Origin of the sequence: Kribbella sp. NPDC023855, from assembly GCF_040639475.1 — a bacterium.
Lineage (GTDB): Bacteria > Actinomycetota > Actinomycetes > Propionibacteriales > Kribbellaceae > Kribbella.
Map to the genome: position 1 here is coordinate 92,001 of NZ_JBFAAA010000009.1, position 22,761 is coordinate 114,761.

The following is a 22,761-nucleotide window of genomic DNA, read 5'->3' on the forward strand; positions in this document are numbered from 1 at the left end:
AGCCAGGGCAACCCTGGACCCGCTATTCAGCCGGCCGGACCATCCGGATCTCCGGTACGCCGAAGAACGGCTCGTCCACCCGCGCGCCGTCCTCGACGAACCCGTGCCGCCGGTAGAACGCCTTGGCCCGCTGGTTTCCCTCCAGCAGCCACAAGCTGGCCGCCTCCTTGCCGATGGCAACATCCAGCAGCCGGTCACCGAGCCCGCTTCCCCACCACTTGGCCCGCACGTAGATCGCGTACAACTCCAGCGGCGTCGGCGCATCGTCGTCGCGCGCCGGCCCGGGCGAGGAGAACCCGATCACCCGATCCTGGACCGGCGCAGCCGGATCCGGGTCAAGCGCGATCCAGCGCAGTACGCCGTCCCCGATCGCACTCGCCCACCGCTCGACCCGCCGCTCAATGTCACTGGTCTTCTCAAGTAGCCGCTCGGGGTCCACCAGCTCCGCGTACGCCTCCCGCCAGCAGCTCAGATGACACCAGGCCCCAGCCTCCGCATCCGCAACCTCGGCCCGGCGAATCTCGATCTCCACTCAGACAGTGAAGACGATCTTGCCGAAGACGTCACCTTCATTCATCTTCGTGAAGCCCTCGCGCGCGTCAGCGAGTTTGAAGGTGCTGTCGATGTGCGGTTTGATCCCCGCGTTCGCCATGAATTGCAGCAGCTCGGACAGTTCGGTGCGAGTGCCCATCGTGGAGCCCTGGACGCGGAGTTGCAGGAAGAAGATCCGGTTGAGCTCGGCGGACTTGGGCGCCTGGCCGCTGGTCGCGCCGGAGATCACCAGGGTGCCGCCCTGCTTGAGCGACTTCAGCGAGTGCGACCAGGTTGCCTGACCGACTGTCTCCATCACGGCGTCGACCCGCTCGGGCAGCCGCGCGCCCGACTCGAACGCCTCGTGCGCGCCGATCTCGAGGGCCTTCGCTCGCTTGCTCTCGTCGCGGCTCGTCACCCAGACACGGATGCCGGCAGCACGCGCTAGCGAAATCAGCGACGACGCGACCCCGCCACCCGCACCCTGCACGAGCACGGTGTCGCCCGGCTTCAGCCCCGACTGCGTAAACAACATCCGGTACGCCGTGAGCCAGGCGGTCGGCAGGCAGGCCGCCTCCTCAAAGCTCAACCCAGCAGGCTTCGGTACGACGTTGTGCGCCGGTACGACGACCTTCTGCGCCAAGGTGCCCTGATACCGCTCACTCAGCAGCGACCGCTTCGGGTCGAGGGTCTCGTCACCCTTCCACGCCGGATCCGAGATGACCGCGTGCACCACGACCTCGTTGCCGTCCGGATCGATCCCGGCCGCGTCGCAGCCAAGAATCATCGGCAGACTCTGCTCACCCAGCCCAACGCCCTTGAGCGACCACAAGTCGTGGTGGTTCAACGCGGTCGCCTTGACGTCAACCGTCACCCACCCCTCAGGCGCCACCGGCTCAGGCCGCTCCCCCACCTCCAACGCGGAGATCGGATCATCCGGACTGAACCTGGCGGCATAAGCAGCAAGCATGTCCCTCACCCTAAGCGGACCCTTCCCGCCAGTCAGTGTCCAGAGTCACCAACAAGCACCCGAGCCGCACCTCAGGTGCGGGCTACCCCGTCCCGGGTGGCTGCGGTGGCTACCGCGGCTGCTACTGCCGGGGCGACCCTCGGGTCGAACGGGGAGGGGATGACGTAGTCCGGGCGGAGGTCGTCCGGGGTGATGAGGTTGGCGAGGGCTTCGGCGGCGGCTAGTTTCATGCCTTCGGTGATTCGGCTGGCGTTGACGTCGAAGGCGCCGCGGAAGATGCCGGGGAAGGCCAGGACGTTGTTGATCTGGTTGGGGAAGTCGGAGCGGCCCGTCGCGACCACCGCGGCGTACCGGTGGGCGATGTCGGGGTGGACCTCCGGGTTCGGGTTCGCCAGGGCGAAGATCATCGCGCCCGGTGCCATCCGTGCGACCGCATCCTCCGGCACGGTGCCGCCGGACACGCCGAGGAACACGTCCGCGCCATCGAGCGCGTCCACCAGCCGGCCCGACAGGCCACCGGTGTTGGTGTCCTTGGCCAGTGAGAGCTTGACCGGGTTCAGGTCGGCGCGGTCCTCGTGCAGCACACCCTTGCTGTCGACAACGGCCAGGTCGCCGACGCCCGCCTGCAACAGGATCCGCGCGCACGCCACGCCGGCCGCGCCCGCACCGGAGATCACCACGCGGATGTCCTCGATCGACTTGCCCGTCAACCGCAGCGCGTTGCGCAGTGCGGCCAGGACGACGACCGCAGTACCGTGCTGGTCGTCGTGGAAGACCGGGATGTCGAGGCGTTCCTTCAGCCGGCGCTCGATCTCGAAGCAGCGCGGCGCGGAGATGTCCTCCAGGTTGATGCCGCCGAAGCTCGGGGCCATCCGGACGACGGTCTCGACGAACTCGTCCACGTCGGTGCAGTCCAGCGCGATCGGTACCGAGTCGACGCCGCCGAACTCCTTGAACAGCAGGGCTTTGCCCTCCATCACCGGCAGCGACGCGGCCGGCCCGATGTCACCGAGTCCCAGTACCGCGGTGCCGTCGGTGACGACCGCGACCACGTTGGACTTCCAGGTGTACTTGCGGACCAGCGACGGGTCCTCGGCGATCGCGGTACAGACCCGGGCGACGCCGGGGGTGTAGGCACGGGACAGTTCGTCGGCGTCGCTCACCTGGACCGAGGACGTGACCTCGATCTTGCCGCCGAGGTGCAGGTCGAAGACCGGGTCACCGGCGTACGGATCGGGAGCGGGCACAGGGGTGGACGGAAACGCTTCGGCGACCATGAAGGATCCTTCACTTCGGAATGCAGGCAAGTGGGTACGGAGAGTGGGCGTTCGATGAGGGTGCGTCGAACGGCGCCGTTGCCAGGGGGTCACCCGTCGCTACGAGTAAACCACAGCACGCACTGGTCCTATCTGTGAGGGTTCCCACACGGCTGCAGCACGGTGACGATCGAGTCTCGTCGGGGGTTAGCAGCCGACACACGACTACGTGCTGTGTCAGGATGCGGAGAATCCGGGCCGGTACCGACCGGACCGGTGTTCCGAACCAGTGTCGAGGAGTATTAGCGATGAACATCGTCCCCACCCTCCGCAAGAGTCGCCGCATGGCAGCCGTCGCGTCGGTCGCCGTGCTGGCGCTCGTACTGACCTCGTGTGGCAGCGACGAACCGGGTACCGGCGGAGGAGGCGAGGACAAGGTCAAGGCGGCCGGCATCACGCTGGTCAAGCCGGGCAAGCTGACCGTCTGCACCCACCTGCCGTACAAGCCGTTCCAGTACAAGGAAGGCACCAAGGTGGTCGGCTTCGACGTCGACCTGCTCGACCTGCTGGCCAAGGACCTGGGGCTGGAGCAGGACGTGGTGAACATCGAGTGGGCCCAGGTCACCTCCGGTGCCGCCTTCCAGGCAAAGAAGTGCGACATGGGCATGGGCGCGATGACGATCACCCCGGCCCGCCAGGCCGCGATCAGCATCACCGAGCCGTACATGGACGCCACCCAGGTGCTGCTGGTGAAGAAGGACTCGCCGTACAAGTCGCTGGAGGACCTGAAGGGCAAGAAGGTCGGTGTCCAGGCCGACACCACCGGTAAGGACTTCGCCGACAAGAAGGCCAAGGAGATCGGCTTCAGCGTGCTGGTCTTCAACGACCTCGCGCTGCAGGAGAACAACGTCAAGTCCGGCCGGGTCGAGGCCGCGATCAACGACAACGGCGTGCTCTACGACTTCGTCAAGGAGAACCCGGACACCGCGGTGGTGGCCGAGTTCGACACCGGTGAGCAGTACGGCTTCGCCGCCCTCAAGGACGGCAGCGGGCCGAAGCTGGTGGAGAAGTTCAACACCCTGCTGGCCGCGGCCAAGTCGGACGGCAAGTACAACGAGATCTACAAGAAGTGGTTCGGGGTTGAGCCGAAGAAGTGAGCCGGCCAACCGACACCGTTGAGCGGAAGGGGCTGAGCCCGCGGCAGCGGGCCCAGCGCTCCCGCTGGATCCAGTACGCGATCCTGATCGCGCTGCTGATCGCCGCGATCTTCTCCGCCGACTGGGGACAGATCGGCAGCGTCTTCTTCAAACCGGAGTACATCAAGTCCGCCTTCGAGGACGGTCTGCTGCAAGCCCTGGTGAAGACCCTGGAGTACACCGCCGGCGCCTTCGTGATCGGCCTGCTGGGCGGCACGCTGCTGGCGCTGATGCGGCTGTCCAGCGTCGGGCCGTACCGCTGGCTGGCCACCGCCTACATCGAGTTCTTCCGTGGCCTGCCGGCGATCGTGGTGTTCATCGCGTTCAGCCTGCTGCCGCTGGCGTTCGAGGGCATGACCATCCCGTTCGACCCGTACGGCACGGTCTGGCTGGCGCTGGGCATCGTCGCGGCGGCGTACATGGCCGAGGTGATCCGGGCCGGCATCCAGGCGGTGCCGAAGGGCCAGCTCGAGGCGGCTCGCTCACTCGGCATGCCGCCGGGTCTGGCGACCCGCAAGATCGTGCTGCCACAGGCGTTCCGGATCGTGCTGCCACCGCTGACCAACGACCTGATCCTGCTGGTGAAGGACTCGTCGCTGGTGTTCATCATCGGGACCACGGCCTCGGCGTACGAGCTGACCGGGTTCGGCCGGGACCTGGCGAACACCTACTCGAACCTGACCCCGCTCGTCACGGCCGGGTTCTGCTATCTGATCATCACCCTGCCGCTGGGCATCGTGGTCCGCCGGCTCGAGGCAAAGGCTGCGAGGGCACGCTGATGGCACTGGTGGAGATCAAGAACCTGCACAAGTCGTTCGGCAGCAACCACGTCCTGCGCGGTATCGACTTCACCGTCGAGCAGGGCGAGGTGGTCTGCGTGATCGGGCCGTCCGGCTCGGGCAAGTCGACGCTGCTGCGGTGCGTCAATCTGCTGGAGGTCCCGCAGCAAGGACAGGTGATCGTCCGCGGTGAGGACATCACCGACCGGGACTGCCACCTGGATGCGGCACGCTCGCAGATCGGGATGGTGTTCCAGCAGTTCAACCTGTTCCCGCACCTGTCCGTGCTGGCCAACTGCACGGTGGCACAGACCACCGTGCTGAAGCGCAGTGCGGCCGAGGCCGAGAAGATCGCCCGGGCCAACCTGGACCGGGTCGGCCTGAACGACAAGGTGATGGCGTACCCGATGCAGCTGTCCGGTGGGCAGCAGCAGCGGGTCGCGATCGCCCGGGCGCTGTCGATGGACCCGGCGCTGATGCTCTTCGACGAGCCCACGTCGGCCCTCGACCCCGAGCTGGTCGGCGACGTCCTGACGGTGATGCGCAAGCTCGCCCTGGACGGGATGACGATGCTCGTGGTCACCCACGAGATGGCCTTCGCCCGCGAGGTCGCGGACCGGGTCGTCTTCATGGACGCCGGTGTGATCGTCGAACAGGGCCCGCCGGCCGAGGTGATCGGCAACCCGCAGGAGGAGCGCACCCGCACCTTCCTGCGCCGGGTCCTCGACCCGACCCACGTCGAGCCGACGTAAAGCGAACAGTCGCTTCGAGGCCGGTTCCGCGGTACGGGGCCGGCCTCGTTGCCTGTGGCCGTGCATTGACGGGCCGCAGCATGGAAGATGTACGCGGTGGGCCGAGCGCCCAAGAGTTCAGCCCGCCTGGGAGGCAAACACAGTGAGCAGCACCGGACGACCCGCCGAGGTCCGCCTCAGCATTCCCGCGGACAGCGCCTACATCGCCGTACCTCGGTCCGTGGTCGGCAATCTCGCCGCCCGCAACGACTTCACCGTGGACGCGATCGACGACCTGCGGATCGCGGTCGACGAGGCGTGCGCGCTGCTGCTCCCGCAGGCCTCCGACGGCGTCCTGGACCTGGTTTTCGAGATCGCTCCGCCGCAGCTGACGGTCAGTACGACGGCCACCGTGCCGAACGGCTGGAAGCCGGACACCGGCTCGTTCGGCTGGACCGTGCTGACCGCACTGGTGGAGTCTGCCGCGGCCGAGACCGTCGAGGGGCGGCTGACGATCACCGTGTCGGCGACCGCGACCACGTCGGAGAAGGCGTGACCGAGGATCGACCCCTGGGCGGCGAGCCCCAGGAACCCGACCTACGTACCCGTACCGCCACCCTCTTCGCCGCGATGGCGGGCTCCACCCCCGGCGACCCGGCCCACACGCTGGCCCGCGACGGCCTGGTCTCGCTGCACATGCCGCTGGTGGAGCACCTGGCCCGGCGCTTCCGCAACCGCGGTGAGCCGTACGACGACCTGGTCCAGGTGGCCACCATCGGCCTGATCAAGGCGATCGACCGGTTCGACTCCGACCGCGGCGTGGAGTTCTCGACGTACGCGACGCCGACGATCCTGGGCGAGATCAAGCGGTACTTCCGGGACAAGGGCTGGGCGATCCGGGTGCCCCGCCGGCTGCAGGAACTGCGGCTCTCGCTGACCGCGGCGACGGCCGAGCTGACCCAGGAGCAGGGCCGGGCTCCGACGGTGGGGGAACTGTCCGAGCGGCTGGGACTGCCGGCCGACCTGATCATCGAGGGCCTGGAGTCCGCGAACGCCTACAACACGCTCTCCCTGGACGCCCCGGACCAGAACGAGGCGGACGCCACGACGGTCCTGGACGGCCTGGGCGGCGAGGACGAGGCGCTGGAGAGCGTCGAGTACCGCGAGTCGCTCAAACCGCTGCTGGCCCAGCTGGACACCCGGGAGAAGCGCATCCTGACACTGCGGTTCTTCCGTGGGATGACCCAGTCCCAGATCGCCGACGAGATCGGCATCTCCCAGATGCACGTATCCCGCCTGCTGGCCCGCACCCTCACCGAACTGCGGGCAGGCCTGCTCAAGGAGTGACTACAGGACCGGGTGATCCTTGGTGGGATCGTCGGTCAGCGCCTCCATCGACACCTTCTGGAACACGGCGACCAGTACTGCGGCCGCCGCGATCGCGAGCACCACCGACACGGCGCTCGTGCTGCCACCCCAGAAGCTCCAGGCAACGCCGAGCTGGATCAGCTGGGCGAAGACGGCCGGGCCGCGGCTCCACGCCGAGGTCCGGTAGAGCCCGCGAGCCACGAAAACCAGCGCGGCGCCGTACAAAACCAGGAATCCGGCGGTGGTCAGACCCATCACCAGGCGGGTCGAGTCGATCGTTAATGCTTCGACAATTCCGAGAACAGCGAGCACGAGGCCTTCCGCAGCGACTACGGCCGCGGCTAGCTTGAGCGGGCGCGGAGCGGTGGACGGCGTCGTTTCAGTCGGCACGTGCTCCAGCGTAGTGCCGGGCTCAGAGCAGGACAGAGTCCGGCCGGTGAGCATCCGGGCCGGCGACCCTCCTCCCCCGGAGGCTCGAGGTCGCAGAACTTCAGCCCCACAGGGATTCGAGGTTGTGCGTAACCCCGGGGCCGTTGGATCGGTTACTTGCAGTGAACGGGTGATCGCGCCAAGGGTTGTCCGTCCGGTTTCCGGACGGGGTTCACCGCTGCACACCGGTTCGTAGTGTTAAGGAAGTGTTGTGATCGGATCGACAAGTCCATAACCCTTGTTTCGGTCACCCGAGATTGGGAACATGGAGTCGTTCGTGAAAACGTTCACAACGCTTCGCACCACCCCCGTGCGAGTACTGGCGCGCTGATTGGGCACAGACCAGCCTTCAGCGTTATTCAAACTACTGAGAGAGATGGGATCCGCCATGGATTGGCGCCACCGGGCCGTTTGCCTCGATGAGGACCCGGAACTGTTCTTCCCCATCGGCAACACCGGGCCCGCGATCATGCAGATCGAGGAGGCCAAGCAGGTGTGCCGTCGCTGCGACGTACGTGAACAGTGCCTCGCCTGGGCACTGGAGGCCGGACAGGACCACGGTGTCTGGGGCGGCCTGAGTGAGGACGAGCGACGCGCGCTGAAGCGCCGCAACGCTCGCGCCCGCATCCGTACCGCCTGATCAGGCATCACGAAGCAGGCCCCGCGGGATCCGCGGGGCCTTTCGATTTTTACCGGGCCGATTTTCCAGAGCCGGCTGCTGCAGGGCCTATTCCTTGACCGGGAAGTCCAGGACGACTGTGGTGCCCGGGCCGTCGGCGCGTGGGTGGAACTCGAGCACTCCGTCGAGTTCGCCGATCACCAGCGTGCGGACGATCGAAAGCCCCAGGTTGCCGGACGTCTCCGAGTCGAAGCCGTCCGGAAGCCCTTTGCCGTCATCGCTGACCACCACCCGCATCCGCCCGACCGACCTCTGCGCAGCCAGTTCGATGCGGCCTGTCGCTGATTCTTCCCCCACCCCACCGCCCCGGTCAGGTTCCGTCGACCGGCTGCTGAACGCGTGCTCCACGGAGTTCTGCATCAGCTCGGTCAGCACCATCGCCAGCGGCGTGGCCACCTCGGAGTCCAGTACGCCGAAACTGCCGCTGCGGCTGATCGTCACCTGGGTGGAGATCGTCGACACGTCGGCGACCATCGCGGCCACCCGGTCGGCGACATCGTCGAAGTCCACGTGCTCGTCAAAGGACTCCGACAACGTCTCGTGCACGATCGCGATCGATCCCACCCGGCGGACTGCCTCGGCCAGCGCCGACTGGGCCTCCGGCACAGTGATGCGTCTCCCCTGCATCCGCAGTAACGCGGCGACGGTCTGCAAGTTGTTCTTGACGCGATGATGAATCTCCCGGATGGTCGCCTCCTTGGTGACCAGCTCCCGCTCCCGGCTCCGCAGCTCCGTCACGTCCCGGAGCAGGATCAGCGCGCCCACATGCTCGCCCTCGGCGCGCAGCGGGATCGCTCGCAGGAACAGCGTCGCGTCGGAGTTCTCGATCTCGATCTCCTGCGCGGCCCGGCCGGTCAGCACCGACGCGAGGACGTCGTCGACCTTCTGGCCACTGTGGATCAGCTCGCCGGTGACGTCCTTCAACCGGCTGCCGACCAGGTCGGTGACGAGACCCATCCGGCGGTACGCGGACAACGCATTGGGGCTGGCGAACGTCACCATGCCGTGCCGATCGACCCGGATGCACCCGTCCCCCACCCGTGGGGTCGTCGACAGCAACCGCTCCCCGCCGTACGGGAAGATGCCGTCGGTGATCATCCGGGCCAGGTCGGTCGCGCTCTGCAGATAGGCGATCTCCAGCCGGCTCGGCGTCCGGACCCCGAGCAGGTTGGTGTTCCGCGCGATCACGGCGATCACCCGGCTGTCCCGGCGTACCGGGATCGTCTCGACCCGGACCGGGACGTCGTCGCGCCATTCCGGGTCGCCCTCGCGGCAGATCCGGCCACCGTCGTAGGCCTGGTCGAGCAGCGGCCGGCGTTCGCGCGGGATGAAGCTGCCGACGATATCGTCCAGGTACGCCGTCGGTCCGGTGGTCGGCCGCATCTGGGCGCCGGCCCAGAATCCGAGCCCCTCGGTGTCGGGCAGCCACAGGACCAGATCCGCGAAGGACAGGTCGGCCAGCATTTGCCAGTCGGACACCAGCAGTTGCAGCCGGTCCAGGTCCGCCTGGTCCAGCGTCGTGTGGTTCCGCACCACATCGCTCAAGGACGGCACGGTCCTGAGCCTAGGGCATGGCCACCTAGGGACCTCCGTTGCCGGGCTCCGGCGTGGACAGGCTCGACAGGAGGCGGTCCTTGGGTGTTGATTGAGCAGGTCCAAGTGAAAGGATGCATTGGTGGAGTCGACGTACTGGCAGGACGTGATGGCCGCGGACTACGCGGTACCCCGCGATCGTGCACTGACCGACCTCACCGAGGAGCTTGTCCGCGGCCTGGCCAGCACCAACCCGCAGGTGCGGGACGCACTGGCCTACCCGACGCTCGCCACCTGGCTGGAGCGTGGGGTCTACGACGATCTGCTGCCCGGTTTCGGTGACGGTCTCTGCGCTGGTCTCGCGTACGGGCTCGGTGAGGACGGTACCGACACGGTGTTCCGGCGGTCCTTCACCGCGCTGACGCTGGCGGAGGTGATCCATCGCGACAACGCCGAGTTCCTCGTCCACGACGAGGTGGTGATGCGCTGGGGCGACCGGCTGGCCACCTGGCTGCTGCGCGAACGCGACCTGCGCGGGTACGTCGCCGACTGTGGCTGGGCGCATGCCGTTGCCCACGGCGCCGACGCGATCGGCGCGCTGGCCCGGTCCCGGCACTGCGACGCCGGCGTACTGCGGGCGCTGCTCGACGTACTGGCCGACCGGATCGTGAAGGAGACGCAGTACCGGTGGGTGCACGAGGAGCACGACCGGGTCGCGCACGCGGTGATGACGATCCTGCACCGCAACATGCTGACCAGCGACGAGCTGGAGCGCTGGCTGAAGCCGGTAGCGGCGACGGCGGCCCAGCAGCCGCTGATGCACGAGACGCTGCCCGAGTGGCCGACGCCAAACGTCTTCAACGCCCGCGGCGTCCTGCACGTCCTGCTCAGCCAGCTGGCGATCGGCGTGAAGGGCTTCCCGATCCCCGGCGACGACGAACTCTTCGGCCGCCCGATCGAAGCCCGCGCCGACATGCTCCTGATGCTCACCGAAGCAGTCCGAGGCTCCCAGCCCTACATCTACCGCCCAGCCGCCAACAACAACTAACCACTCCCCCGCGCCCGCTCCGCCGTCCGCTCCTACGTCGCGTCCGCGTTCGCCGGCTCCCACCCACCCGGTGCGCGGACTCCTGCGTCGCCCGCCGGGAAAGACGGTTGCCCGGCCGGCCAGTGGCGAGGAGAGCTCTAGCTGTCGTTCGGTGGCACGGCAGGCCAGCCGTCCCGCCGTGGTTGACGTTTGGTGGCGTGGCTGGCCAAGGCCGTCACGGAGCGCCCGACGCGATGCAGTCGGACGGGAACTCCGCGGACGGCTGATCCGCATGAGCATGCTCTGGCAGACACGGCCATGGCTCGCCGAGTTTGGCGCGCCCCACCCATCGCCTTCGCCAAGCGGGCGACGGAGGAGCCCGCGCACCGGGGGTGGGTGGGAGCTGGCGAACGTGGACGCGACGTAGGAGCGGCCGGCGGAGCAGGCGTGGGGTTAGTTCTTGGGGACGGCGATTGTGGTGAGGATGGCGAGGTGGTCGGTGCCTTTGAGGTTGTAGGTTCTGAAGCGGCCGGGGGCTATGCCGTCGGTGACGATGACGTGGTCGATCTGGGTGCGGAACAGGGCCGGGCGGTCGGCCGGCCAGGTGCCTTGGAGGCCGGCGCCTACTGATGGCGCCACGCTCTTGCAGTTCCGGCCTAGGGCGTCGCGGAAGTCGGCGTGGTCGGTGGTGGCGTTGAAGTCGCCGGCCAGCACGGTCTGCACCCCCGACGCGCACCAGCCCTCGATCACCTGCAGGTCTCGCTTCCAGCTCGTCACGGCCGACGGCAGCGGCGGGTAGCCGTGGTACGCGATCAGCCGGAGTTTGCCGAGGTTGCCGCCGGTGACGATGATGTGGCCGAACTGGGTGGTGGTCTGCTGGACCGGGCCGATCGTCTCGGCACCCGGGTCACCCGCGCCGGGTTTCGGCGTACCGGGTTGTTGTGAGCTGACTCTGCCGGTGTCCAGCTTCTCGGAGTCGAACTGGACGCTGCCGAGTGTGGCCGAGACCAGAACGCTGGTGGCGCTCTCCACGGCCGCGTTGGCCTGCTGGGTGTAGCCGTAGTACCTCAGGCCCTGCAGGTGCGCCTCGATCTCCTGCCGTACGTCGACCTGGGCCTCCGGCAACGACACGATGTCCGGCTTGTGGTCCAGGATCAGTTTGGCCACGTCCCCGGCGTCGGCTCCCCCACCGAGCACGTTGGCGACCATCACGGTCAGTACGCGAGTGCCTGCGGGTGGAGGCGTCGGGTCGGACAGCGCCCTCGGCGCCATCAGTGCGCCGCCGGTCAACGCCAGCAGGAGCAGGAGGCCGGCCGCGATGCGCCAGTTCCAGCGCAGCAGCATGCCCAGACCCAGCAGCAACACGAGCACCAGCAGCTGCGGCCGGAAGGACACCAGCTGGGTGAACGGGGTCACCTCGTCCAGGCCGAAGAGCTCCGGATACAGCGGCAAGGCAACGATCAGCAGAAACAGCACCGACAGCACAACCCGCCGCACGTTCCACGCCGTCTCAGAATCCATGCCCCACCCTGAAGGTCTAGTCGTCGCGTGGCGGCGAGCGGTAGCGTTCACCCGCGCCTGTGTCCCGAGGAGGTTGCTGTGTCCAAGCTTGCCGCGGTCAGACCCGCGTACTGGATCGCCGGTGTTCTGCTGGCGATCTCGGTGGTCGTACCACTCATAGTCTCCACCTACGCCCGGGAAGAACCCCGTTTGTGGGGTTTCCCGTTCTTCTACTGGTACCAGCTGCTCTGGGTGTTCGTCTCCGCGATCACGGTGAGCATCTCGTACCGGCTGGTGACTCGGGAGGAGCGCAGGCGACGGGCCGCATCCGGCCTTGACGCGGGGTCCAGCAGGAAGGAGGGCAACCGGTGAACACCGAGGTCAACTGGGTCCAGCTGATCATCGTCGTGGTGATCTTCGTCGCCGTCACCGTGATGGGCTTCCTCGCGGCGCGCTGGCGGCGTACCGGTGAACTGGACAGCTTGGACGAGTGGGGTCTGGGTGGGCGGGGCTTCGGCACCTTCATCACCTGGTTCCTGCTCGGCGGCGACCTGTACACGGCGTACACGTTCATCGCCGTGCCCGCCGCGATGTACGCGACAGGCGCGGTCAGCGGGTTCTTCGCGGTGCCGTACACGATTGTCGTCTACCCGATCATCTTCCTCTTCATGTCCCGGCTGTGGTCGGTCGCGCACCGCAACGGGTACGTGACGCCGGCGGACTTCGTCGGTGGCCGCTACGGCAGCCGTGGCCTGTCCCTCGCGGTGGCTGTCACCGGCATCCTCGCGACGATGCCGTACATCGCGCTGCAGCTGGTCGGCATGCAGGCGGTCTTCGAGACGATGGGCCTGGGCGGCAACAACGAGCTCGCCAAGGACCTGCCGCTGCTGATCGCGTTCGCCGTCCTCGCGGCTTACACCTACTCGTCGGGCCTGCGCGCTCCGGCGATGATCGCGTTCGTCAAGGACGGCCTGATCTACCTCGTCATCGGCGCCGCGATCCTGTACCTGCCGGGCCAGCTCGGCGGCTGGGACTCGATCTTCGACGCCGCGAAAACGAAGATGGAAACCCCGAACCCGACCACCGGACGGCCGACCGGCGCATTCGTCCCGGGCGAATCGGGCTACTCCGCTTATTGGACCCTGGCGCTCGGCTCGGCGCTCGCGCTGTTCATGTATCCGCATTCGGTCACCGCGGTGCTGTCCACCAAGAACCGGAACGTCGTACGGCGCAATGCCGCGATCCTGCCGGCCTATTCCCTGTTGCTCGGTCTGCTCGCCCTGCTCGGATTCATGGCGATCAAAGCCAATGTCAACGTGAAGGGCCTGGACGGGCTGGCGAACCCGCAGCTGGCGATTCCGCGGCTGTTCGACCAGGAATTCCCGGCCTGGTTCGCCGGTATCGCTTTCGCGGCGATCGCGGTCGGCGCGCTGGTGCCGGCGGCGATCATGTCGATCGCGGCGGCGAACTTGTTCACCCGCAACATCTATCGCGACTTCCTGAAGAAGGACGCCACCCCGGCCCAGGAGGCCAAGGTATCCAAGCTCGCCTCGCTGCTGGTGAAGTTCGGCGCGCTGGTCTTCGTGCTCGGGATGGACAAGACGGTCTCGCTGAACCTGCAACTGCTGGGCGGGATCTGGATCCTGCAGACCTTCCCGGCGATCGTGGTCGGCCTGTTCACCCGCTGGTTCCACAAGTGGGCGCTACTGGCCGGCTGGGCAGTGGCGATGGTCTGGGGCACGATCACGGCGTACAACGTGGTCAACCCGGCGACCAAGAAGCACTTCGGCGGCTCATTGGCCAACATCCCGTTCACCGACACGATGGTCTACATCGGTCTCACCGCGTTCGGCATCAACCTGATCATCACGATCGCGCTGACGCTGCTGCTGCGGGCGTTGAAGGTCGCGGACGGCACGGACAGCACCGACCCGTCGGACTACCTCGCGGACGCGGGCGACCCCGGCGTGAAGGACCTGCCCGAACTGCTGGACGAGGGCGGACCGTCGCCCGCCAAGGCGTAGTACAGGAACAGGTAGTGGCAACTCCGACACGCTCAGGAGTGGAGTAGGCCGGTTTGACGGGCCATGGCGGGCAGAATCACCAAGATGTTGCTGGTTCTGCTCGTCATGGTGCTCGCCGCGGTCGCGGCGCTGCTCACCGGCGGGCGTCTGACGGACCTGGCCGACAACACGCTGTCCGGCCTGCACTGGCTCGTCGCAGCCGCTACCGGACAGGTTCTGGGCTCTCTGACGGGCGGTATCGGCTACCCGGTCGGTCTGATCGGCTCCGCCATCTGCATCGGCGTCTTCCTCCGCCTCAACCTGTGGCGGCCCGGCGTCGCCCTGCTGGCCCTCGGCTTCGGCTGCAACGCGTTGGTGGTCAGCCTGAACGGCGCGATGCCGGTCTCCCTGGCCACCCTGGCCCGCGCCGGCATCGAAGGCTTCGTCGAAGACCCCCGCCACGAACTGGCCGACGCGTCGACACGGCTCCCCTGGCTCGGCGACGTGGTACCGGTCGCCCTCCCCGGCCTCGGACAGGCGGTCAGCCCAGGCGACGTACTGATCGCCGCGGGCGCAGGCTTGCTCCTGTACGCCGGTATGGGCGGCACCGGCCGCGTTCCGACGCCCCCCGTTCCAACGTGGGAAGAGCTAAAAGCGGAAGCCGCGCCCGACCACCCGACGCAGTGACTCGACGACGACCGGGTCGTACTCCGCGCCGATCCCCAGCCCGATGTTCTCCATCGCCTTGGCCGGTGTCTGGCCGCCGTCCTCCCCGACCAGTTGCTCGTAGGCCAGCGCGACGTTGACGATCCCGCTCTCCAGCGGAATGGCCAAGTTGTTGGCCCGCCCGTGCCGGTACGGATCGTTGGAGTGCCGCACGATCTCCGCCACGTGATCCAGCACCCCAGAGCGCTCGATGATCGAGGCCCCGATCTCAGCCGCCTGCTGCCGCTCCTCCCGGCTCCGCAGCAACGAGGCCCCACCCGGACTCGGATCCGCCAACGCCAACTGCCCCACCCCGGACAACAACGCGGCGTACTCCAACGCCTCCATCCGAGCCGGTGTCAACCCCAGATCGTTCCCAATGGCAACGGCAAGACTCGCGGTCCGCGCATTCTGCCCAGGACTACTGAACCCCGCGATCTCCGTACTCCGAGCCATCGACCGAACCGTCGTCCGATAAGTCCGCTGAGCCGAAGCAAACCGCCGAAACGCAAACTGAGTCAACAACAACGGCACCACCACAAGCGGCGGAGCCCACAACCCGAGCAACGAGGTACTGGCCGCCAGCAAGACGCCACTGATCCCCATCGCCATCCCGATCCGGCTCATCACCACCAGTTCGTCACGGAGGGCCGCCGGGAACGGTTTGTTGTAGCGTTCGGTGGCTTGGCCCGCGCCGATCAAGGCATCCGTCGTGCCCGCACTGAGGACCGCCAGTACCATCGCACCACCTAGCCAGAGCGCGTCCTGCCATTCACCGCTCCAGTTCACCCGGGCCGGCGCAAGCCCGGCGAACACGGCAGCAGCGCAGGCCACCGAAAGCCCCCGGCGGCAGGACACCACGACGTCCCACCACAGGCCCGCCGTGGCCCTCGGCACGATTCCGGCGATGGTGGCGACCGCCGTGACGGCGACGATCTGGGCAACATCAGGGGGGATGTCCAGCGAGGGACCCCGCAACATGGCATATCCGAGGGCGGCACTGGTGGCGATCGGCGCCCTGTTGCGGCTGCGGTCGACCCGGAACTGCACCATCTCACCGACCGCGATCAGCAGGCCGAAGGTCAGCGCGAACGACCACTCCGTCACTCCGTGCTGAGCGGTCACGATGATCGCGGTCAGCGCCACACCCGCTCCGGCGAGCACGATGACCACACCGCTGCCCATCCTGCGCAGCTCCAGCCCTTCGGTCATCCCTGCCACTATGCGGGTCCCGCCGCGCTGCCGGTCGCGCCGCCACCGCTGCCGAGGCTCAGATCGTCGTGGTCGATGGTCGCCATTACCGTGCCATCCGGCGCGGGCTGGTCCACCGCAGCCTTCCAGCCGCGCGTCCTGATCACCTCGACAAACGCATCGACCAGGTGCGGATCGAAGTGGCTGTATCGGTCCTGCACCAGAATCGCCAGCGTCTCCTCGACGCTACGGGCCGGCCGGTACGAACGGGTCGAGGTGAGACAGTCGAAGGCGTCCACGATCCCGATCATCCGGGCGAAGTACGGGATGTTCTCCCCGCTCAGGCCGGCCGGATAGCCGGACCCGTCGTACTTCTCGTGGTGATGCAGCACGGCGGACTTGACCTCTTCGAGAAAAGGGATGTTGCCGATCAGCTCCACTCCCCGGGCCGGGTGCAGGCGGATCGCGTCCATCTCGGAGTCATCGAGCCGGCCGGGCTTCTGGATGATGCTGGTCGGAACACCGACCTTGCCGACGTCGTGCAGGAGACCGGCGTGCTCGAGAGCGTTCTGACGGTCGTCACTGAGATTCAGGTGCCGTCCGAGCATCCCGACGCCTTCGCTGACCCGCTCGGAATGCCCGCGAGTGTAGAGATCCTTCGTCTCGATCACCTGGATGAAGGCCCGCATGGTCGCCGCTTGCGCGGCCCGCTCCACCTCGTACTGCGACAAGGCCCACCGGCTCACGTAGAGCGGCACGAAAATGAGGGGGATGGAGAGGAAACCGAGGCCGGACAGCCAGGAGACGGCCAGCAGGAGTGCGAGCAGGCCGTAGCCGAGCAGCGACAAAGAGGTCGGCAGCGCCACCTTGCGCAGGAAGACGATCGGCGTCGGATCGCCAGGCTCCAGTGAGAGCACGATGCACAGCAACAATGCGTTCACCACGAGCCAGGTCGCATTGGCCGCGGTGGTGGTCCAGATGGCGTCCCACGGATGGGACAGCACCTCGTCGCCCCGTGGCCCGCCCGCGTAGTGGAAGACCAGGCCGCCGGCAGCTGCGCACAGCACGGATTGCGCGCCGTTGAAGACCTTCTTGAGGAGTGGGTGCCGTCGGTCTTGGGAAAGCACACCGACAGCACACACCAGAATGGCCGAACCGACACCGGACAACAGATACAGCGCAATAACAGGGATGTAGTCCAGTGAGGTCCGATAGACCTGACCAACTCGAGGCCGGAGCACAGTTCCGACCAGCATGAGGAGCCCCAGGCAAACAGTGGGAGCGTCAAACGTCGCGTGTGCTGCAGCGAAACCGAGGACTACGACGGCCATGACGGTCGTTACGACCACCACGAGCCGAAGAAGCACACGCCGGTTCACGCTCGCAACGCTACCCGGAGACTGCACCCGCGACTACCAGTCCCAACCATCAGTCATCTCGACACCTCCGTCCAGCGGTAGCGGTCTTGCGCCCGGTTGGTCGGGCCGGGCACAGGGGGCAGACAGCACATCGCTGACTGATCAACATTTTGCTCATTACGCCCACGCGCGAAACACTGTAGGCCAGCAGGGCGACTCGCTGCACCGTACGAGCGAACCGTCATGATATGAGAGACTGTGACTCTTTGCAGTTGTTACAAGGAGGCTTTCAAATGGGCAAGACCGGCCGCAAGCGTCGCGCACGGAAGAAGAAGGGCGCGAACCACGGAAAGCGCCCGAACGCCTGACTCAGGCGACTACGGACAGCGAGGACCCCGGTGAAAACCGGGGTCTTTGCAATTTGGTCACAGGTCCGGGCAAGACCAGGAACCAAACTGGTTCATATACTCAGTGTTCCCCGCTGAACACTCTTTGCTATTGCCTGGAATGAATTCGTGACCGACCCGGCACTGATCGTTATCAACCGGTTTTGTCCGCGGTTTCCCCCGGAACGAGCACCCGGTCCGATCCCCGTCTGTGGATAACACCGGACGTGTGTCCGCCCGACCTCCTACAGTAGCGATTGGACCGATCGCGACAGGGTTGGCAAGCGGGCGACGAGGGGAGGGCCGACCATGGAATCGCTGGCCGCTCTCCTCCGCGGATTCCGCATCGCTGCGGGGTTGACCCAGGCTCGACTCGCTGACACCGCCGGGCTCAGCGAGCAGGCGATCAGCCTGCTGGAGCGTGGGGTCCGGCGACGTCCCCGGGCCGAGACCCTCCAGGCGATCAGCTCGGCGTTGAACCTCACGCCCGACGAGGAGCGGCAGCTTTTCCACGCGGCGCGGGGCGGCGCGGGGCCGAGACCCACCGCCAGTTCGAGCTCCGCCTCGACTCCCCGAGAACTCCCCCAAACCGTTGCCGACTTCACCGGCCGGGAAGCCCCGCTGGACAAGGTGCTCGGGGCTCTCGCGCGCGCCGAACTGTCGAGCGTCCGCCTTGTCATCACCGGGATGGGTGGCGTCGGCAAGACCGCGCTGGCCGTGCACGCCGGGCATCTCGCCGCTGATCGCTTCCCCGACGGCCAGCTGTACGTCGCGCTCCGCGGCTACGACCCCGGTGCCGCGCTGACCAGTGCCGAAGCTCTGGGGCAGATGCTGCGCTCCCTCGGCGTGCAGCCGGAAACGATTCCCGACGGCGTCGACGAGATGGCGAGGCTGTACCGGTCCCGGGTCGCCGGACGGCGGATGCTGCTCCTGCTGGACGACGCCAGTTCCGTGGACCAGCTGACGCCGCTGCTGCCAACCGGTGGATCGGCGGCCATCGTCACCAGCAGACGGTTCCTCGCGACGCTGCCCGGGAGCGTGATCGTCCGCCTGCCCACTTTCACTGCCGCCGAGTCGATGCGGCTGCTGGCGAACGTCGCCGGTGAAGACCGGGTGAGCTCCGAGGAAGCAGCCGCGCGAGAGCTGGCGGAGTTGACGGGCGGTCTACCGCTCGCGTTGCGGCTGATCGGCGCCCGGATGACGGCGCGTCCCAGTTGGATGTTGCGGCACTTCGTCGACCAGCTACAGGACGAACGTCGTCGCCTGGACGAACTCGGACTGGACCACTCCGGCGTCCGCGCCACCTTTGCCTCCTCGCTGAACGAGCTGCGCACGAGTCCACGGGAGACCGATCGCGAAGCCGCCGACGCCTTCGACCTGTTGAGCCTGGCCCGCGGCCCGGAGATTTCTGCACAGCTGGTCGCCCGTCTCTTGGGCAAACCCCTCCTGACGACGGAACGACTGCTGGAGCGCCTCGTCGATCTGCACCTCCTGGACTCGGTCGCTCCCCTGCGCTACCAGCTGCACGACCTGCTGCGGGCGTACGCCGGTGAACGCTTGTCGGCCAAGGAACGCGCCGCCGAACGACGGGCGGCCATCGAGCGAGGTCTGCGGTACTACGTCGCGGCCGCATGGCAGGCACATCGGGTCACCCATCCCTGGAGCTTGCGGCAACCCACCGAGGAGCTCGATCTCACCGATGTGCCGGTCTTCACGGACCTGACTGAGGCGCCGGCCTGGTTCGACGCAGAGTACGACTCGATCCTCGACCTGTACCAGGCAGCCTCTGCCGAGCCAGGACTGGCTCGGCAGTTCGGCCCGTCATTGGCACTCGGGCTGTTCGGCTACCTGGAGATTCGCGCTCACTGGCAACGGATGCAAACGCTCTTCGATCTCGCCCTGGCTTCGGGACGGGCGGAGGACGATCCGGTCACCTGGGGCTGGCTCGAACACGACCGTGCCGTCCCGGACATCGAGCTGGGACACCTGGAGCTGGGGCGCGTCCGTCTGCTGCGTTCCCTTTCTCATTTCGAGGCGGCCGGCAACTCCGTGGGCCTGGCGCGCTGCTGCTCTTCGCTGAGTCACGTCTGCGAGCTACTCGATCACGTGGATGAAGCGATCGCCTGGGGTGAGCGAGGCCTGAAGGTTGCTCAGCACGCGGGCGAACCGGGTGCGCTCGGCACCAGTCAGCTGGCGCTTGGCGTGCTGTACAACCGGGTGGGGCGCAGTACGGAAGCTGCCGAGGCCTTCCAGGCGAGCCTCGAGCTGGCCGACAACGACAGGTCACTGGCGCGACGCCATCGCGTTGTGGCCACCAGCCACCTGGCGTCCGGCGCCGTCGAGGCCGCGATCGGGCACTTCCACGCCGCGCTCACCTTGTACGCCGGCATCGACGATCCCACTGGTCTGGCCGAGGTACTCCAGTACCTCGCCAAGGTCGAGTTTGCCCGCGGCCACTACTCCGAAGCCGAGGAGAAGATCCGCGAAGGTCTGCAGTTGACCGAGCTTCACAGCGATACCCACCGCCGGGCCTGGCTGCTCGCCAACCTGGCCACCATCCAGGACGTCACCGGCAAGCCGGCTGCCGCGCGGCGGACTCGGCTCCAGGCAATCGAGATCTTTGAAGCAGACGGGGCCACTGCGGCAGCCGACGAGTTGCGCCGAGAGCAGGTCGCTGGGGCGAGCAAGGTGTTGGGGGGCTGACGTGGTGGCGTTGGCGGAGTTGCTTCGGAGGTTTCGGGTTGATGCTGGGCTGACGCAGGCGCGGCTGGCTGAGAAGGCGGGGCTCAGTGAGCAGGCGATCAGTCTCCTGGAGCGGGGGACGCGGCGGCGGCCTCGGGTTGAGACGGTGGAGGCGCTGGCGGGCGCTCTTGGGCTGGATCCCGAGTCCGCCCAGCAGTTGTTCTTGGCTGCAAAGACCCCACGCAGACCAGGGTTCGAGCAGCCTGAGCCGCCGACCGTATCCAGCCGCGTGGTGCCCCGGCAGCTTCCACCTGCTTCCGCCGACTTCACCGGGCGCGACGCCGAGGTGGCAGATCTCCTTGAGGTGTTCCAGCCGGGCGATCACCAGCCGGCCGGGCTCCAATTGGCCGCTGTCACCGGAATGGGCGGGGTGGGGAAGACTGCCTTAGCCGTCCACGTTGCTCACCTCGTCGGCGACAACTTCCCGGACGGACAGCTGTATCTCGACCTGCGCGGCTACGGCCCCGGTACTCCGCTCGACCCGATCGAGGCACTCAGCCAACTGATTCGCTCGCTCGGTTTCGACGACGAGCGGACAGTTCCTTCGGGCATCAACGAGCTCGCCGGGCTCTATCGATCGCGGCTGGCCGGTCAGCGCGTGCTCATCCTGCTGGACAACGTCAACAGCGCTGCCCAGGTGCTGCCGCTGTTGCCGGGGGCGCCGGGTTCGGCGGTCATCACGACCAGCCGCCGTGCGCTGACCACTCTGCCGGGTTGCCGGCAGATTGCTCTGACGCCCTTGTCCGAGGCGGATTCGGTCGAGTTGCTGGCCACGATCGCCGGCCGCGAGCGAATCGCCGCGGAGAGTTCGGCGGCGCGATCCATCGCTCAGCTGACCGGCCGGCTGCCGTTGGCGGTTCGCCTGATCGGTGCCCGGCTCGCGGCCCGGCCGACCTGGCCGATCGAACACATGGTGGATCAGCTGCGCGACGAGCACCGCCGGCTGGACGAGTTCGGCACCGGTGAGTCAGGAGTCCGCGCCAGCATCGCCGGGTCCGTGGAATCCCTTGCCAGCAGCAACCAAGAAGTGGACCGCAGAGCCGCGACCGCCCTGCCGTTCCTCGCCCTGCCGGACGGGGCGGATCTCAGCATCCTCACCGCCGCACACCTGCTCGACGTACCGCAGGACGCCGCCGAGCACGTCTTGGAGCGTCTCGTCGACCTCAACCTGCTCTCATCGGCAGTACCAGGGCGGTACCGGATGCACGACCTGATCCGGACCTTCGCCCGCGAGCTTGCGAGTCAGACGCTGTCCGAGGGTGCCCGCACTGATGCGTTGACCCGTGTGCTGCAGCACTACACCGGGGTGGCGTGGCGAAGTCAGCAGCTCACGCATCCCGAGAGCCGCCGGCACCGCCTGGCCGGCCCACCGGTGCGCCCGCTGCCCAAGCTTCCCGATGCCCCGACCGCACTGACGTTCCTCGACCACGAACGGGCCAACATCCTCGGACTCGTTCGGCAGGCAAGTCAGTCGTCCGGCCTGCGGCCCTTCGTCCCGGAGCTGGGTGTCGCCTTCTTCGGTTACGCCGACGCCCGGTCGCGGTGGGTCGAGATGCGGACGATCGGCCGGCTCGGCCGCGAGATCGCCGGTGAGCTCGGGTACGACCGCCTCGCGGCCTGGCTGGAGCACGACCTCGCGATCCCCGATGTCGAGCACGGCCACCTCGAGTCGTCGCTCGTCCACTTCCGCACGAGTCTGGAGATGTTCAACTCGATCGCCGACCTGCCCGGTGAAGCTCGCTGCTGCACCTCGCTCAGCTACGTCCTCGAGTTGATGGGGCGGCTGGACGAGGCGCTCCGCTGGGCCGAGGAAGCCCTGCAGGTCAGTGCGCGGATCGATGACCAGAGCGTCGTCGGGATCAGCCATCTCGCGCTGGGCAGATTGCACAGCCGGCGCGGAGAGTTCGAGCTGGCCACCGAGTCGTTCGCACTGAGTTTCCGCCTGGCTGAGAAGTCCGGCAACCCGCGGTCGCTGGCCAAGCGCCACCTGATCGCCGGGGAGGCCTACCAGGAGGCCGGCTTCCACGCGGCGTCGTCGGAGGTCTTGCGCAAGGGCTTCGACCTCTTCGAGCAACTCAAGGACGGCAACGCCCAAGCCGAATGCCTGCAGCACATGGCCTCGAACTCGCTGGCCACCGGCAACCACACAGCAGCCACCGAACAAGCCGAACAAGGCATCCGGCTGGCCCGGGCCTACGGCAACCAGCAACGTGAAGGCCTGCTGCTGATCGAGCTGGGCAAGATCAAAGTCGCCACCGGCGACCTGGCGGCGGGCGTCGCCGCTTGGCGTCAGGCGGTGGGTGTTCTTCATCCGCTGTTTCCCAACGACGAGGCGGCCGCCCGCGCGCTGCTTGCGGAGTACGGCGGGTCCTAGGCG

At 67.4% G+C, this 22,761-nt stretch carries 20 protein-coding genes; 12 read left to right on the top strand and 8 right to left on the bottom strand.

The window, feature by feature from the left end:
- Positions 1 to 22: 22 nt before the first annotated feature.
- The 3 genes from AB0F51_RS27665 to AB0F51_RS27675 form a co-directional block, all read right to left on the bottom strand.
- Positions 23 to 532 carry a GNAT family N-acetyltransferase gene (locus AB0F51_RS27665; RefSeq protein ID WP_360284596.1) on the bottom strand — a complete coding sequence of 170 codons (510 nt, stop codon included), beginning with the start codon at positions 530 to 532 and terminating at the stop codon, positions 23 to 25.
- On the bottom strand, positions 533 to 1,501 hold the full coding sequence (locus AB0F51_RS27670; protein WP_360284597.1) for a zinc-binding dehydrogenase: 969 nt from the start codon (positions 1,499 to 1,501) through the stop codon (positions 533 to 535).
- Between the two features lie 71 nt (positions 1,502 to 1,572).
- Positions 1,573 to 2,778 carry an NADP-dependent malic enzyme gene (locus tag AB0F51_RS27675; RefSeq protein ID WP_360284598.1) on the bottom strand — a complete coding sequence of 402 codons (1,206 nt, stop codon included), beginning with the start codon at positions 2,776 to 2,778 and terminating at the stop codon, positions 1,573 to 1,575.
- Positions 2,779 to 3,065: 287 nt separating this feature from the next.
- On the opposite strand from AB0F51_RS27675, the gene AB0F51_RS27680 reads away from it, so the two are divergent.
- The 5 genes from AB0F51_RS27680 (at position 3,066) to AB0F51_RS27700 (ending at position 6,810) form a co-directional block, all read left to right on the top strand.
- Positions 3,066 to 3,914 carry a transporter substrate-binding domain-containing protein gene (locus AB0F51_RS27680; protein ID WP_360284599.1) on the top strand — a complete coding sequence of 283 codons (849 nt, stop codon included), beginning with the start codon at positions 3,066 to 3,068 and terminating at the stop codon, positions 3,912 to 3,914.
- Positions 3,911 to 4,732, top strand: coding sequence for an amino acid ABC transporter permease (locus AB0F51_RS27685; protein WP_360284600.1), 822 nt, complete (start codon positions 3,911 to 3,913; stop codon positions 4,730 to 4,732). Before AB0F51_RS27680 ends, AB0F51_RS27685 begins: the two co-directional genes overlap by 4 nt.
- Positions 4,732 to 5,484 (top strand): amino acid ABC transporter ATP-binding protein, encoded by a 753-nt coding sequence (locus AB0F51_RS27690; RefSeq protein ID WP_360284602.1) that lies wholly within the window; start codon positions 4,732 to 4,734, stop codon positions 5,482 to 5,484. Before AB0F51_RS27685 ends, AB0F51_RS27690 begins: the two co-directional genes overlap by 1 nt.
- Before the next feature lie 142 nt (positions 5,485 to 5,626).
- Positions 5,627 to 6,019, top strand: coding sequence for an anti-sigma regulatory factor (locus AB0F51_RS27695; RefSeq protein ID WP_360284603.1), 393 nt, complete (start codon positions 5,627 to 5,629; stop codon positions 6,017 to 6,019).
- Positions 6,016 to 6,810: an RNA polymerase sigma factor SigF gene (locus AB0F51_RS27700; protein WP_360284605.1), complete on the top strand. Its 795-nt coding sequence runs from the start codon at positions 6,016 to 6,018 to the stop codon at positions 6,808 to 6,810. Before AB0F51_RS27695 ends, AB0F51_RS27700 begins: the two co-directional genes overlap by 4 nt.
- Here the strand turns inward: AB0F51_RS27700 and AB0F51_RS27705 are convergent, their stop codons facing one another.
- Positions 6,811 to 7,221, bottom strand: coding sequence for a hypothetical protein (locus AB0F51_RS27705; protein ID WP_360284607.1), 411 nt, complete (start codon positions 7,219 to 7,221; stop codon positions 6,811 to 6,813). It abuts the gene before it with no gap.
- 427 nt (positions 7,222 to 7,648) lie between these two features.
- Here AB0F51_RS27705 and AB0F51_RS27710 point away from each other — a divergent pair, with 427 nt between their 5' ends.
- Positions 7,649 to 7,900 (top strand): WhiB family transcriptional regulator, encoded by a 252-nt coding sequence (locus AB0F51_RS27710; RefSeq protein WP_012922773.1) that lies wholly within the window; start codon positions 7,649 to 7,651, stop codon positions 7,898 to 7,900.
- An 87-nt stretch (positions 7,901 to 7,987) separates the two neighbouring features.
- On the opposite strand, the gene AB0F51_RS27715 is transcribed toward AB0F51_RS27710, so the two are convergent.
- On the bottom strand, positions 7,988 to 9,493 hold the full coding sequence (locus AB0F51_RS27715) for a histidine kinase N-terminal domain-containing protein (RefSeq protein WP_360284608.1): 1,506 nt from the start codon (positions 9,491 to 9,493) through the stop codon (positions 7,988 to 7,990).
- A gap of 121 nt (positions 9,494 to 9,614) precedes the next feature.
- Here AB0F51_RS27715 and AB0F51_RS27720 point away from each other — a divergent pair, with 121 nt between their 5' ends.
- Positions 9,615 to 10,520, top strand: coding sequence for a DUF2785 domain-containing protein (locus AB0F51_RS27720; protein WP_360284610.1), 906 nt, complete (start codon positions 9,615 to 9,617; stop codon positions 10,518 to 10,520).
- 432 nt (positions 10,521 to 10,952) lie between these two features.
- Here the strand turns inward: AB0F51_RS27720 and AB0F51_RS27725 are convergent, their stop codons facing one another.
- Positions 10,953 to 12,020 carry an endonuclease/exonuclease/phosphatase family protein gene (locus tag AB0F51_RS27725; RefSeq protein WP_360284611.1) on the bottom strand — a complete coding sequence of 356 codons (1,068 nt, stop codon included), beginning with the start codon at positions 12,018 to 12,020 and terminating at the stop codon, positions 10,953 to 10,955.
- Positions 12,021 to 12,098: 78 nt separating this feature from the next.
- On the opposite strand from AB0F51_RS27725, the gene AB0F51_RS27730 reads away from it, so the two are divergent.
- The 3 genes from AB0F51_RS27730 to AB0F51_RS27740 all read left to right on the top strand — a co-directional run bounded on the left by AB0F51_RS27730 (position 12,099) and on the right by AB0F51_RS27740 (position 14,689).
- Entirely contained in the window at positions 12,099 to 12,371 is a 273-nt protein-coding gene (locus AB0F51_RS27730) for a DUF3311 domain-containing protein (RefSeq protein ID WP_360284612.1), read from the top strand.
- Positions 12,368 to 14,023, top strand: coding sequence for a monocarboxylate uptake permease MctP (mctP, locus tag AB0F51_RS27735; protein WP_360284614.1), 1,656 nt, complete (start codon positions 12,368 to 12,370; stop codon positions 14,021 to 14,023). Before AB0F51_RS27730 ends, mctP begins: the two co-directional genes overlap by 4 nt.
- A gap of 84 nt (positions 14,024 to 14,107) precedes the next feature.
- Positions 14,108 to 14,689, top strand: a complete 582-nt coding sequence (locus AB0F51_RS27740) for a DUF5317 domain-containing protein (protein ID WP_360284616.1) — start codon at positions 14,108 to 14,110, stop codon at positions 14,687 to 14,689.
- Here AB0F51_RS27740 and AB0F51_RS27745 read toward each other — a convergent pair.
- The gene (locus AB0F51_RS27745) at positions 14,651 to 15,919 is read right to left on the bottom strand and encodes an HD domain-containing phosphohydrolase (RefSeq protein ID WP_360284618.1); all 1,269 of its coding nucleotides are present in this window, start codon (positions 15,917 to 15,919) and stop codon (positions 14,651 to 14,653) included. The genes AB0F51_RS27740 and AB0F51_RS27745 overlap by 39 nt on opposite strands.
- Positions 15,920 to 15,927: 8 nt before the next feature.
- Positions 15,928 to 17,025 carry an HD-GYP domain-containing protein gene (locus AB0F51_RS27750; protein ID WP_360284620.1) on the bottom strand — a complete coding sequence of 366 codons (1,098 nt, stop codon included), beginning with the start codon at positions 17,023 to 17,025 and terminating at the stop codon, positions 15,928 to 15,930.
- Positions 17,026 to 17,951: 926 nt separating this feature from the next.
- Here AB0F51_RS27750 and AB0F51_RS27755 point away from each other — a divergent pair.
- Positions 17,952 to 20,345 carry an NB-ARC domain-containing protein gene (locus AB0F51_RS27755; protein ID WP_360284621.1) on the top strand — a complete coding sequence of 798 codons (2,394 nt, stop codon included), beginning with the start codon at positions 17,952 to 17,954 and terminating at the stop codon, positions 20,343 to 20,345.
- A gap of 1 nt (position 20,346) precedes the next feature.
- A complete protein-coding gene (locus tag AB0F51_RS27760; RefSeq protein ID WP_360284622.1) occupies positions 20,347 to 22,758 on the top strand; it encodes a helix-turn-helix domain-containing protein in 2,412 nt (803 codons plus the stop codon).
- Positions 22,759 to 22,761: the final 3 nt, after the last annotated feature.